At 65.4% G+C, this 13596-nt stretch carries 11 protein-coding genes; 8 read left to right on the forward strand and 3 right to left on the reverse strand.

Annotated features, from left to right (window positions below; all coding sequences use genetic code 11):
• Positions 1–55: 55 nt before the first annotated feature.
• Positions 56–499 (reverse strand): cadmium resistance transcriptional regulator CadR, encoded by a 444-nt coding sequence (gene cadR / locus CCOS191_RS01380; protein WP_046853773.1) that lies wholly within the window; start codon positions 497–499, stop codon positions 56–58.
• Positions 500–610: 111 nt separating this feature from the next.
• Here cadR and CCOS191_RS01385 point away from each other — a divergent pair, with 111 nt between their 5' ends.
• The 7 genes from CCOS191_RS01385 (at position 611) to CCOS191_RS01415 (ending at position 8996) form a co-directional block, all read left to right on the forward strand.
• Positions 611–2854 carry a heavy metal translocating P-type ATPase gene (locus tag CCOS191_RS01385; RefSeq protein ID WP_046853774.1) on the forward strand — a complete coding sequence of 748 codons (2244 nt, stop codon included), beginning with the start codon at positions 611–613 and terminating at the stop codon, positions 2852–2854.
• Positions 2855–2884: 30 nt separating this feature from the next.
• Positions 2885–3754, forward strand: a complete 870-nt coding sequence (locus CCOS191_RS01390) for a LysR family transcriptional regulator (protein ID WP_046853775.1) — start codon at positions 2885–2887, stop codon at positions 3752–3754.
• A 217-nt stretch (positions 3755–3971) separates the two neighbouring features.
• Positions 3972–5030: a putative 2-aminoethylphosphonate ABC transporter ATP-binding protein gene (locus CCOS191_RS01395; protein ID WP_046853776.1), complete on the forward strand. Its 1059-nt coding sequence runs from the start codon at positions 3972–3974 to the stop codon at positions 5028–5030.
• A gap of 1 nt (position 5031) precedes the next feature.
• Complete coding sequence (locus tag CCOS191_RS01400) at positions 5032–6756, forward strand: putative 2-aminoethylphosphonate ABC transporter permease subunit (RefSeq protein WP_046853777.1); 1725 nt, start codon at positions 5032–5034, stop codon at positions 6754–6756.
• 30 nt (positions 6757–6786) lie between these two features.
• On the forward strand, positions 6787–7809 hold the full coding sequence (locus CCOS191_RS01405) for a putative 2-aminoethylphosphonate ABC transporter substrate-binding protein (RefSeq protein ID WP_046853778.1): 1023 nt from the start codon (positions 6787–6789) through the stop codon (positions 7807–7809).
• A gap of 83 nt (positions 7810–7892) precedes the next feature.
• Positions 7893–8438, forward strand: a complete 546-nt coding sequence (locus CCOS191_RS01410) for a phosphonate degradation HD-domain oxygenase (protein ID WP_046853779.1) — start codon at positions 7893–7895, stop codon at positions 8436–8438.
• Between the two features lie 144 nt (positions 8439–8582).
• Positions 8583–8996, forward strand: coding sequence for a type II toxin-antitoxin system HicB family antitoxin (locus tag CCOS191_RS01415; RefSeq protein WP_046853780.1), 414 nt, complete (start codon positions 8583–8585; stop codon positions 8994–8996).
• Here the strand turns inward: CCOS191_RS01415 and CCOS191_RS01420 are convergent, their stop codons facing one another.
• Positions 8997–10376, reverse strand: coding sequence for an ATP-binding protein (locus CCOS191_RS01420; protein ID WP_046853781.1), 1380 nt, complete (start codon positions 10374–10376; stop codon positions 8997–8999). It lies immediately after the preceding gene.
• Positions 10377–11096, reverse strand: coding sequence for a response regulator (locus CCOS191_RS01425; protein ID WP_046853782.1), 720 nt, complete (start codon positions 11094–11096; stop codon positions 10377–10379). It abuts the gene before it with no gap.
• Between the two features lie 142 nt (positions 11097–11238).
• On the opposite strand from CCOS191_RS01425, the gene CCOS191_RS01430 reads away from it, so the two are divergent.
• Positions 11239–13533, forward strand: a complete 2295-nt coding sequence (locus tag CCOS191_RS01430) for a TonB-dependent siderophore receptor (protein WP_046853783.1) — start codon at positions 11239–11241, stop codon at positions 13531–13533.
• The last annotated feature ends 63 nt before the right edge of the window (positions 13534–13596 follow it).

Below are 13596 nucleotides of genomic sequence, written 5' to 3' on the forward strand. Positions count from 1 at the left end.
GTGACTCTGTGGGAGCCGGCTTGCCGGCGATGGGCCGCAAAGCGGCCCCAAGTCTCTAATGCCCGTGGCTACGCCCCACGTGGGAATGCTCCACCTCTGGCATGGTCACCGCCCCATTCGTCTCCAACTGCTGCAGGATTGCGCACTCCGCCCCCTGCGCATTGCACTGCTGCCGCAGTTCCACCAGCTGCGCCTGCAGTGCCACCAGCCCATCGATCCTCGCCTGCACATGCTCGATATGCTCGTCGATCAGCGCGTTGACGCTGCCGCATGAGCCGTCGGGGCTGTCGCGCAGATTCAACAGGCTACGGATCTCGTCCAGGGTCATGTCCAGGGTGCGGCAGTTGCGGATGAAGGTCAGGCGCTCGACGTGGGCCTGGGTGTAGAGCCGGTAGTTACCGTCGCTGCGGGCAGGTTCCGGCAGCAGCTGTTCGCGCTCGTAGTAGCGGATGGTCTCCACGGCGCAGTCGGTGGCCTTGGCCAGTTCTCCGATTTTCATGGCAAATCTCCTGCAAAGGGCTTGACCCTATAGTGGCTACAGGGTGTTCACTTGGCAACAACCCACTCTGTGGATCTCTACAGAGGCCAGCGCTCAGTTAAGGATGATTCCATGAACCAGCCTGTCAGCCCCGACCACAAGCATGATCACGCCCATGACCTCGATCACGGCCACGCGCCCCACGCCCACGGCTGCTGCGCCAGCAAGGCCGCCCCGGCCCTGGTGCAGCTGACCGAAAAGGCCAGCGGCCAGGCGCAGCTCAGCCGCTTCCGCATCGAGGCCATGGACTGCCCTACCGAGCAGACCCTGATCCAGGACAAGCTGGGCAAGCTGGCCGGTGTCGAGCAGTTGGAATTCAACCTGATCAATCGTGTGCTCGGCGTGCGCCATACCCTCGAGGGCACCGCCGAGATCGAGCGGGCCATCGATAGCCTGGGCATGAAGGCCGAACCCTTGGCCGCCGAGGATGATGGCGCCGCCAGCGCGCCCCAGGCCAGCAAGACCCGTTGGTGGCCGCTGGCGCTGTCCGGTGTTGCGGCAATTGCCGCCGAAATCGTGCACTTCTCCGGCAAGGCACCGGAGTGGGTGGTCGCCGCGCTGGCCCTGGCGGCCATCCTCGGCTGCGGCCTCGGTACCTACAAGAAGGGCTGGATTGCCCTGAAAAACCGCAACCTCAATATCAATGCGCTGATGAGTATTGCCGTGACCGGCGCGGTGCTGATCGGCCAGTGGCCGGAAGCGGCCATGGTCATGGTGCTGTTCACCGTTGCCGAACTGATCGAAGCCCGTTCACTGGACCGCGCGCGCAATGCCATCGGTGGGCTGATGCAGCTGGCTCCGGACATGGCCACCGTGCAACAGGCCGATGGCCAGTGGCGCGAGGTCGAGGTGCGCGAGGTGGCAATCGGCGCACGGGTGCGGGTGCGCCCAGGCGAGCGCATCGGCCTGGACGGCGAGGTGGTCAGTGGCCAGTCCAGTGTCGACCAGGCGCCGATCACCGGGGAAAGCCTGCCGGTCGAGAAGGCGGTCGGCGACAAGCTGTTCGCCGGTACCATCAACCAGGCCGGCGCGATGGAATACCGCGTCACGGCCGCCGCCGGTCAATCGACCCTGGCCCGCATCATCAAGGCCGTCGAAGAAGCCCAGGGCGCCCGTGCGCCGACCCAGCGCTTCGTCGACCAGTTCTCGCGCATCTACACCCCAGTAGTGTTCGCGGTAGCGCTCGCCGTGGCGCTCATCCCGCCGCTGTTCATGGCCGGTGCCTGGTTCGACTGGATCTACCGTGCCCTGGTGCTGCTGGTGGTGGCCTGCCCGTGCGCGCTGGTGATCTCTACCCCGGTGACCATCGTCAGCGGCCTGGCCGCGGCGGCGCGCAAAGGCATCCTGATCAAGGGCGGTGTGTACCTGGAGGGCGGGCGCAAGCTGGACTTCCTGGCCCTGGACAAGACCGGCACCATCACCCACGGCAAGCCGGTGCAGACCGACAGCAAGGTGCTCGACCCACTGTTCGAAGGCCGCGCCCAGGCCCTGGCCGCGAGCCTGGCTGCCCGTTCCGACCACCCGGTGTCGGGTGCCATCGCTCTGTTCGCCAAGGGCCAGGATCTGGTTCTGAGCGAAGTCACCGAATTCGCCGCCCTGGCCGGTCGCGGTGTGCGCGGTGATATCGACGGCCAGACCTACCACCTGGGCAACCATCGCCTGGTGGAGGAGCTCGGCCTGTGCTCCCCGGAGCTGGAAGCGCAACTGGATGTGCTGGAGCGCCAGGGCAAGACCGTGGTGCTGCTGCTCGACCGCTCCGGCCCGCTGGCGTTGTTCGCCGTGGCCGACACGGTCAAGGACAGCAGCCGCCAGGCGATTGCCGAGCTGCACGAGCTGGGTATCAAGACGGTCATGTTGACCGGCGACAATCCCCACACCGCCCAGGCCATTGCGGTCCAGGTGGGGATCGACCGCGCCGAGGGCAACCTGCTGCCCGCGGACAAGCTCGCCAGCATCGAGAACCTGTACGCCCAGGGGCACCGTGTCGGCATGGTCGGCGATGGCATCAACGACGCGCCGGCCCTGGCCCGCGCCGAGATCGGCTTTGCCATGGCCGCTGCCGGTACCGACACCGCCATCGAGACCGCCGATGTGGCGCTGATGGACGACGACTTGCGCAAGATCCCGGCCTTCGTCAGGCTGTCGCGCCAAAGCGCGGCGATCCTCACCCAGAACATCGTGTTGGCCCTGGGGATCAAGGCAATCTTCCTGGCAATCACCTTCGCCGGCATGGCCACCATGTGGATGGCGGTATTCGCCGACATGGGCGTGAGCCTGCTGGTGGTGTTCAACGGTCTGCGCCTGTTGCGCAAATAACGCCTGCGGCGTGAAAAAGAGGTTCTGCCAATGCTGAGCGCCGAGCTCAAAGCCTTCTACATGGTGGCCCGCCTGGGCAGCATCACCCTGGCGGCAAAGAAGCTCGGGCTCAGCCAGCCCACGGTGACCACGCAGATCCGCAACCTCGAGGGCCAGTACAACGTCGAGCTGTTCTATCGCGGCGGTCGGCGCCTGGTGTTGAGCGAGGAAGGCGTGCGCCTGCTGCCGATGGTCAAGGCGCTGCTGCAACAGGAAGCCGACATCGAGTTCGAGTTGCGCAACAGCGGCCAGGCTCAGGGCAGCCTGCGCATCGCCGCTACCGCGCCGTACTACATCCTCGACCTGGTGAAGATCTTCCGCGAGCGCCTGCCGCAGGTGGAGGTGGCGGTGGAGATCGGCAACTCGCAGCAGGTGCTGGAAATGCTCGAGGACTACCGGGTGGATATCGCCGCCTCGTCGCAATTGCTCGAAGATGCACGCCTGGTGCGCCGGGTGCTGGGCACCGACCCGTTGGTACTGGCGGTGCACCGCAATCATCCCTTGGCGCAACGCCAGGCGGTGTCGATCGAGGTGGTGGCCGGGCATTGCCTGCTGATGCGCGAAAAGGGCTCCACCACCCGCAAGCTCACCGAGCAGATGATGCAGGACGCCGGGGTGAAGGCCGGGGCGCTGCTGGAGATCGGCAGCCGCGAGTCGATCCGCGAGGCGGTGCTGCGCAACATTGGCATCAGCATCATTGCCCGCCATGAGGTGCCGCATAACCCCGAGCTGCGGGTGCTGGCGCTGGACGACGCGCCGGTGATGCACGAGTACCTGTACTGCCTGAAGGAGCGGCGCCAGGCGCGGTTGCCAGCGGCGTTCCTGGGGGTGGCGCAGGAGGTGGTGGGTTCGCAATTCTGACAGTTCTCTACTGGTTGCACCGGCCTCATCGCCGGCAAGCCGGCTCCCACAGGGTTGGCGCCGACTTGCTTTTGTGGGAGCTGGCTTGCCAGCGATAGGGCCCTCAAGGCCATTACAAAATCTGCCTATACCACTATCACCGGCTTTTGCCCCAACGCCACAGAACCTTCGCACAGCCTGCCTAGCATGGCCCCCATCGCTTCGATGAGGACCTGCCATGAACCACGTCACCCCGGGCGCACAGATGAAAGTGCGCGGCATCCACAAACGCTTCGGCGCTTTCACCGCGCTCAACGACGTGTCCCTCGACATCGCCGCCGGCGAGCTGGTGTGTCTGCTCGGTCCCTCGGGCTGCGGCAAGACCACCCTGCTGCGTTGCATCGCCGGCCTCGAGCGCCAGGACCGAGGCACGCTGTACATCGGCGACCGCGATATCTCCGAGCTGCCGCCCCAGGCCCGTGACTACGGCATCCTGTTCCAGTCCTACGCGCTGTTCCCCAACCTCACTGTCGAAGCCAACATCGCCTATGGCCTGACCGGCAGCAATCGCGAGGCCTCGCGCCAGCGGGTGAGCGAGATGCTCGAGCTGGTGGGCCTGGCCGGCAGCGAGAAGAAATACCCCGGCCAGCTCTCCGGCGGCCAGCAGCAGCGCGTGGCCCTGGCCCGCGCCTTGGCGCCGTCGCCCTCGCTGCTGCTGCTCGACGAACCCATGTCGGCCCTCGACGCCCGTGTTCGCGAGCACCTGTGCACCGAGCTGCGCCAGCTGCAACGCCAGTTGGGCATCACCACGCTGATGGTCACCCACAATCAGGACGAAGCCATGCTGATGGCCGACCGCATCGCCGTGATGAACAACGGCCAGGTCGAGCAGTACGCCACGCCCCAGGAAATCTACGACCAGCCGGCCACGCCGTTCGTCGCGGAGTTCGTCGGCCAGGGCAACTGGCTGCCGTTCCAGCGCAGCAGCAATAACCACGCCCAGGTCGGCGGCATGCACATGCGCCTGGCCGACAACGCCAGCGCCGTCAGCAGCGGCCGACTGTTCTGCCGGCCCGAGGCGATCACCGTCAACCCGGTGGTGCACGAGGAGAACCTGTTCCCGGCCAAGGTTCGGGAAGTCACCTTCCTCGGCAATCGCTGCCGCATGAGCTTCGAGCTCGAAGCCCTGCCGGGCCATGCGCTGCTTGCGGAGCTTGCGCCCGAAGCCATGCCGCGCCTGGGTTCGCAGGACATCTGGGTGGCCCTGCCGCCGCAGAGCCTGCAGGTGTTCGCCTGAGATGGCCGCGCCCATGACCCTGCCGCTCACCCACGGCAACGACAGGCCACGCAACGGCGTCGCCCTGGGGGATCGACTGTTCGTCGTCGGTGGCAAGAGCCTGTTGCTGGGCCTGCTGGTGCTGGCGGTGCTGCTGCCGTTGCTGGCGATCTTCTGGCGTGGCTTCAGCGCTGAAGCCGGGCAGGGCGGGGGGCTGCTGGCCGCCCGCGAACTGTTTGCCAGCGCGAACTTCCACTGGCTGCTCGGCAACAGCCTGTCGGTAGCCCTTACGGTTGCCGCCATCGTCGTGCCGCTGGCCTACCTGTTCGCCTATGCCCTGCAACGCACACTGATCCCGGCCAAGGGGTTGTGGCGCGGCATTTCGCTGCTGCCGTTGCTGGCGCCGTCGATGCTGCCGGCGATCGCGCTGGTCTATCTGTTCGGTAACCAGGGCCTGCTGCGCGGGCTGCTCAGCGACAACATCTACGGCTTCTGGGGCATCGTGCTTGGCGAGGCCATCTACACCTTCCCCCATGCGTTGATGATCCTGCTCTCGGCGCTGTCACTGGCCGACGCACGGCTGTTCGATGCCGCTTCGAGCATGGGCGCGGGGCCTGCCCGGGCATTCTTCAGCATCACCTGGCCGGCCACGCGCCAGGCGGTGTTCGCGGCGTTCTGCCTGGTGTTCACCCTTACCATCACCGACTTCGGCGTGCCGGTAGTGGTCGGTGGTGATTACCAGGTGCTGGCGCTGGAAGCCTACAAGGCGGTGGTCGGCCAGCAGCAGTTCGGCCGCGGTGCGCTGATCGGCATGGTGCTGCTGGTGCCGGCGCTGCTCAGTTTTGCCGTGGATGCCTGGCTGCGCCGCCGCCAGGGCGAGGCCATGAGCGGCCGCGCCCAGGTGTTCGAACCGAAGCCTTCGAAGCTGCGTGATGGCTGCTACCTGGCCATCGTGTTGCTGGTCTGCGCGGCGCTGCTGGCGGTGATCGGCATGGCGGTGTACTCGTCGCTGGTCAAGTTCTGGCCGTACAACCTGTCGCTGTCACTCAAGCACTACATGTTCGAAGACACCGCTGGTGGCGGCTGGCTGGCCTATCGCAACAGCGTGACCATGGCCATCGGCACCGCGCTGATCGGCAGCGTGGTGATCTTCACCGGTGCCTACCTGATGGAGAAGACCCAAGGCCAGCGCCTGCTCAATCAACTGCTGCGCCTGCTCAGCTTCATCCCCATGGCGGTGCCCGGCCTGGTTCTGGGCCTGGGCTACGTGTTCTTCTTCAACCTAAACGGCAACCCGTTGCACGTGTTCTACGGCAGCATGGCGCTGCTGGTGGTGTGCACCATCGCCCACTACCTGACCACCGCGCAGATGACCGCCACCACGGCCCTGCGCCAGCTCGACGGTGAGTTCGAAGCCGCCGCGCTGTCGCTCAAGGCGCCGCTGTACAAGCACTTCGTGCGGGTCACCGTGCCGATCTGCCTGCCAGCGCTGCTGGACATCATCCGCTACCTGTTCGTCTCGGCGATGACCACGGTGTCGGCGGCGATCTTCCTCTACAGCCCCGACACCATCCTCGCCGCCGTTGCCGTGCTGAACATGGATGACGCCGGCAACGTTGGCGGCGCCGCTGCCATGTCGACCCTGATCCTTTTGACCAGCGCCGCCGCCTCCCTTCTGCTGGCCGGCGCTTCGCGCGGCCTGCTGCGCCGCTCCCAGGCCTGGCGCCAACGCGCCCCCGGCCATTGACCGACTGCCCACACCGATAGGAACCGCATCATGTTCAAGCCCCTCGCACTTGCCGCTGCCGTATCCGCCGTGTTCAGCCTGCAGGCTTCGGCCGCGACCCAGCTGACTGTCTACACCGCCCTGGAGGCCGAGCAGCTCAAGAGCTACAAGCAGGCCTTCGAGAAGGCCAACCCGGACATCGAGATCAAATGGGTGCGCGACTCCACCGGCATCATCACCGCCAAGCTGCTGGCCGAAAAAGAGCGCCCACAGGCTGACGCCGTGTGGGGCCTGGCGGCCTCCAGCCTGGCCATCCTCGACCAGAACGGCATGCTCGAAGCCTATGCGCCGAAGGACCTGGGCAAGATCTCGCCCAACTACCGCGACGCCGCCAATCCGCCGGCCTGGGTGGGCATGGACGTGTGGGCCGCGACGATCTGCTTCAACACCGTCGAGGCCGAGAAGCAGGGCCTGAGCAAGCCGGTGAGCTGGCAGGACCTGACCAAGCCTGAGTACAAGGGCAAGATCGTCATGCCCAACCCGGCCTCGTCCGGTACGGGCTTCCTTGATGTGAGCGCCTGGCTGCAGACCTACGGCGAGCCTCAGGGCTGGGCCTACATGGACGCACTGCACCAGAACATCGGCCAGTACGTTCATTCCGGCTCCAAGCCATGCAAGCTGGCGGCGGCAGGTGAGTTCCCGATCGGCATCTCGTTCGAGTACCCGGCCGTGCAGCTCAAGCGCCAGGGCGCACCGCTGGATATCGTCCTGCCCAAGGAGGGCCTGGGCTGGGAGATCGAGGCCACGGCGGTGATCAAGGGCTCGCCGAAAGCCGATGCCGCCAAGCGCCTGGCCGACTTCTCCGCCAGCCCTGCCGCCATGGAGCTGTACAAGGAGAACTTCGCGGTGCTCGCCGCACCTGGCATCGCCAAGCCGCAGACCGAACTGCCGGCCGACTATGAGCAGCGCCTGATCAAGAACGACTTCGCCTGGGCCTCGAAGAACCGCGACCAGATTCTCGCTGAGTGGCGCAAGCGCTACGACGGCAAGTCGGAGAAAGTCGCCCAGCAGTAAGGCCCTCATCGCGGGGCAAGCCGGCTTCTATACTCAAGCTGCCCCGCGATGGCGTCAGACCAGGCAACGCAGGAGCCCACGCAATGCCAACTTCTTCCCGGATCATCGACGACACCTTCGCTCTGTATGAGCGTCATGGCAGCGCCGACTATATCGGCGAGGCCATCACCCAGATCGAGCACATGTCCCAGGCAGCCCAGCTCGCCATGGCCGAAGGCTACGACGACGAAGTGATCCTGGCCGCCTTCTTCCATGACATCGGCCACCTGTGCGAGGGCGAGGACATGGGCGGTTATGGCGTCGTCAGCCATGAGCGCATCGGTGCCGAATATTTGCGCCGGTGTGGTTTCAGCGAGCGGCTGGCCAGGCTGGTGCAGTACCACGTCGAGGCCAAGCGCTACCTGACCTTGCGCCAGCCCGGATACTACGACCGTTTGAGTGAAGCCAGCCGACGCACGTTGGCCTACCAGGGTGGAGTGATGAACGATGCCGAAGCCGATGCGTTCGAGGCCGACCCGTTGTTCGGGGTCAGCCTGCGCCTGCGCGAGTGGGACGAGATGGCCAAGCGGGTCGGGGTGCCGGTGATTGATCTGCAAGTGTTGAAGGCAAAGGCATTGGCCGTGCTCTGAACAATCTGGCGCCTGCTGCAAGCTCTTCCCGGCAGCCCGCTTGTCGAAAAGGTGGGTATGGTGTTGATAGCTACCTTTTGGTGGTTATACTAACCACTAATCGGTTAGCGTCGGCTACGGCAGCTCAGGAGGAGACTCATCACCATGTTGTTCCCTATCGCGATCCTCCCCGGTGACGACCAGCACGCCTGGGGCGTGGAAGTCCCGGATATCCCCGGCTGCTTTTCGGCGGGTGAAGACCTCGACAACGCCATCGCCATGGCGCGTGAAGCGATCGAAGGCCACCTCGAACTGCTGGCCCAGGACCAGCAGGAAATCCCCAGGGCCAGCAAGGTCGGCGTGCATGCGGCCAACCCCGCCTATGTCGGCTGCACCTGGGCATTGATCGATATCGACATCACCCGCTACCTGGGCAAGGCCGAAAAGCTCAACATCACCTTGCCGGCGTACCTGCTCACCCGCATCGACAGCTACGTACAGAACCACCCGGAGCACAAGAGCCGTTCGGGCTTCCTGGCCGAAGCGGCGCTGAGGATCCTGCAGGGTGACGGCAAATGATCAGGCGATTTTGCCCTTGGGCAATCGCACGCTGACCCGCAACCCGCCCCCTTGCCGATTCACCAGCTTCAGCTCACCGCCATGGCTGGCAACGATGCGCTGGGCGATGCTCAGCCCCAGCCCATAGCCGCCAGAGGCCTGGTTGCGTGAGCCCTCGCCGCGCACGAAAGGTTCGGTGACAGTCGCCAGCAAGCCCGGGTCGATGCCCGGGCCGCGATCGTCGATGTGGATGTAAGCATCGGATGGCGTGCTTTCCAGTGCCACCATGACTTCCCTGGCATAGCGCAGGGCATTGACCAACAGGTTTTGCAGGCACCGCTGCAGCAGCAGGGCGTCTACCTGGGCGTGGCCCACCTGGCCATGGATCGGCAAGGGCTCTTCGGCGCTGGCCAAATCCGCGCATTGGCGTGCCACCAGGCGGTCGAGGTCGACCGTTTGCAGGTTCTGCTGCTCGCCCGCCCGCAGGTAGTCGAGCACCTGGCCGATCATGCCGTCCATCTGCGCGATGTTCTGGCGTAGGCGCTCCTTGTGTTCGCTGTCCTCCAGCCGTTCCAGGCGCAGGCGCATGCGCGTCAGCGGCGTACGCAGGTCATGGGATACGGCGGCGAGGAAGTAGGCCTTGTCGTTGACCATGCGGATCAGCCGTTGCTGCATGGCGTTGAAGGCCTGGGCGGCGTGCCGCACTTCCTCGGGGCCGTCCAGCGGCAACGGCGCCTGTTCCAGATTGCCACCCAGGCCACGGGCTGCATCGGCCAGGCGGCGCAGCGGGCGCAGGCACAAGCGTACCGCCACCAGGCACACCACCAGCACGGCGGCGATGCGCAGGGCATAGACCCGCAGCAGGTAGTCGCTGATCAGCAGCCACGCCGACTCGCCGCTCCAGCCCTGCAACTCCTGGCTATCGATGACCAGCCAGTGGCCATCGGCGAGGGGCACGGCAAACTCGATATGCGCCTGGGCGGTGCGCAAGCCGAACAGGCTGCGCCAGACGATGGGCTGGCCCAGTTCGTCGGTGAGCCGGACCTTGAGCAACCTCGGCCGCACATCGCCCCCAAGTTCATAGGCCAGTGCCTGATGCAGCAACAGCTCGATGCGCCGCCAGCCGCGCCGTTGGTCATGCTCAACCTCGGGCGGCGCTTCGGCGCAACGCAGCTGGTAATGCTTTGGTACCTGGCGTGCCGTGCCATGGCACTCGGCCTGGGCGATCAGGGGCGCGCTGCGCGCCGCGATCAACCGCACCGGCGCTTCCAGCACCTGGGCGAAGCGCACGTCGAACCAGATGCTGCTGGACATCAACTGGATCACCAAGGTGCCGCTGATCATGATCAGCAGCAGTTGGCCGAACAGTGTGCGCGGCCACAGCCGGCGAAGCAGTCGCACTCAGGCGCCCAACGCTTCGCGGGCCAGGCTCAGCAGATAGCCTTCGTTGCGGATGGTGAGGATCTGCGCGCCTTGGCCTGGCGCACGGCGCAGTTGCTGGCGCAGGCGGCTGATGCACATGTCCACCGAGCGGTCGTCGGGCAGATGGTCGCGGCCGAACGCGCTGCGTGTCAGGTGGTCCCTCGAGACCACGCGGTTGTTGGCGTCCAGCAGTTCACGCAGCACACGGTAGTCGGAGCGTGGCAGGTTGAAGGCTTGGCCGTCCGGGTGAACGAGCAACCGTTTGACGTGATCGAGACGCAAGCCTGCAAACAGTTGTGCCTCGCTGGCCGACGTTTCGGGTTCTGCCTCCAGGCGCTGGGGGCGGCGCAGCACAGCCTTGATCCGGGCGACCAGTTCGCGCGGCTCGAAGGGTTTGGCCAGGTAATCGTCGGCGCCTACTTCCAGGCCGATGATGCGGTCCAGGGTGCTGCCCCTGGCCGACAGCATCACCACCGCCAAGCCCGACTGCGCCTGCAACTGCCGGCACAGGCTCAGGCCGTCCTCGCCGGGCAGCATCAAGTCGAGTACCACCAGGTCGACCTTGTGCCGGGCCAGTTGTTCGCGCATCTGCTCGCCGTTGGCGGCGGCACATACCTCGTAGCCGGCTTGCGCCAGGTAATCGTAGAGAAGTTCGCGGATCTCGTCGTCATCGTCGACGACCAGCAAGGTCGTGCTCATGGGTTTGGGGGTACCTGTGCAAAGGGGAGCTGTGCGGCTCATTACGTTCGATTACATCCCCGTACATGCCGTCCATGGAGCCGAAGGGGCAGATGCCTAGAATCGTAACAAAAAATCATCTGCGAATACGAAACCTTCCCAAATGGTATGCAAGAGCATCATGACTGACACAACCCCCTTGGTCCGAGGCGGCAGTCGCCTCTCCCCGCTTGCCTTCTTCGTGGCCCTCGGGCTTAGCGGCACCGCCTTCGCTGACGGCCCGGTGCTGGAACTGGGCGCCACCAACATCGACAGCAGTGCGCTGCCGCTGGCCGACGACAGCGGCCAGATCGGCTACACCGTGCAGAACACACGTAGCTCCACGGGCTTGCAGCTGACACCCCGGCAGACGCCACAGTCGGTCACCAGCATTACCCGCCAGCAAATGGAAGACCGTGATATCCACACCCTCGAGCAGGCCCTGGACACCACGCCGGGCGTGAGCATGAGCAAGATGGAAGTGGGCGGGCGCACCGACTTCCGCGCCCGTGGCTACTCGATCAGCAACTGGAAGATCGACGGCTTGCAGTTCCCCGGCGGTTCGGACTTCAGCGGTGGGGGCAACGCGCTGAACATGGACCTGTACGAACGCATCGACATCGTCCGTGGCGCCAACGGCCTGCTCGGTGGCACCGGCGACCCTTCGGCTACCGTCAACCTGATCCGCAAGGCGCCGACCCGGACCTTCGGCGGCAGCGCCTACGCCACCTACGGCAGCTGGGACAAGCGCCGCCTGGGTGCCGACCTGAACCTGCCGCTGTCCGAGGACGGCCGCCTGCGTTCGCGCCTGGTCATGACCCAGCAGGACGCAGGCTCGTTCCGCGACAACCAGTCCGAACGCTCCCGCGCGGCCCTGGCCAACTTCGAATTCGACCTGGACGATGCCACCACCCTGGGTGCCGGCTACCAGTACGAGTACAGCAAAGTGGTCGGCGGCGGCTGGGGCGCCAACATCCCGATCTGGTACGGCGACGGCAGCAAGACCGACCTGCCGCGCAGCACCAACGTGGTACCCAGCTGGAGCTTTGGCGAGTACATCACCCGCACCGCCTTCGGCTCGCTGGCGCACCGTTTCGACAACGACTGGAGCCTGGACCTGAAGGTTGCCCAGAGCAGCGGCGAGGCGCTCAACCACCGTGGCCTGGCCAAGGTCAACTCGTCCGGCCGCGGTGTCTACGGTGGCTACTGGAACCAGGACGGCAGCGGCGCGGTGCTCAACGGCCTGCACAGCTCCACCGACACCACCCAGCAATCGGCGCAGATCGACCTGTCCGGCCCATTCCAACTGTTCGGGCGCACCCATCAGGCGATGGTCGGCTACAACGACAGCCGCACCGTGGCCTGGTCACCGCAGTACACCTGCAGCATGGTAGGCGGCGGCAAGGCAGTGAACAGCGGCGTGGGTTGCCAGTTCCGGGCGAACAATGGCCTGGGGCTGGGCAACTGGCTCGACGGCGTGGACGACGACTACGCCATGCTGGCCTCGAAAACCGGCCTGCACAGCAAGACCACCACCCGTCTTCAGGGCATGTATGCCGCCACCCGCCTGAGCGTCACCGACCCTCTGTCGCTCATCCTCGGTGTGCGCAGCACCGACTATTCGGCCACTACCGTCAGCGTCAACGGTGCGCGCAGCAACCAGCAGAACAACGGCATCGTCACCCCGTACCTGGGCGCGGTGTACGACCTGAACGACAACTACTCGCTGTACGCCAGCTACACCGACATCTTCAACCCGCAGACCGAAGAAAGCGCCAGCGGCACCAAGGTCGAGCCGATTCGTGGCCAGAGCTACGAAACCGGGATCAAGGGTGAATGGTTCGATGGTCGCCTGAACGCGTCCGCGGCCTACTTCCGTACCAGGCAGGAGAACAAGGCGGTAATGGATGGCGACCTGCTGACGCCGACCGGCGCCACTGCCTACAAGGCCGGTTCCGGCCAGGAAACCGACGGTATCGACCTGGAAGTCGCCGGCGCCCTGACCCCGAACTGGAACGTCTATGCCGGCTACACCTACCTGCACTTCCGCCGCCTGGACAGCGACGGGCGCAGCGACCCCTCGCACCTGTTCAAGGCCTCGACCACCTATCGCCTGTCTGGCCCGCTGGACCGCCTGACCCTGGGCGCTGGCGTGACCGCGCAAAGCAACATCCGCGCGGTGTCCACCCCTGCCGGGCAGCCGAGCAACGGCGTCAGCCGCAGCGCAACCGACGTCAACTGGTCGGGCTATGCGATTTGGAACGCCATGGCCAAGTACCAGCTGACCGACGACACCAGCGTCAGCCTCAACGCCAACAACCTGTTCGACAAGCACTACTACACCCGTTACGGGTTCTATGCCGGGGCAATCTATGGCGACCCGCGCAACCTGGCGGTGACTGTGAGCACGGCGTTCTAGAACAGCTTTTGGCATCGTTGATGCTGGTTGATTTTTGATCATGTTCCTTATACGTTACATTTA

This window comes from Pseudomonas sp. CCOS 191 (assembly GCF_001007005.1).
GTDB lineage: Bacteria > Pseudomonadota > Gammaproteobacteria > Pseudomonadales > Pseudomonadaceae > Aquipseudomonas > Aquipseudomonas soli.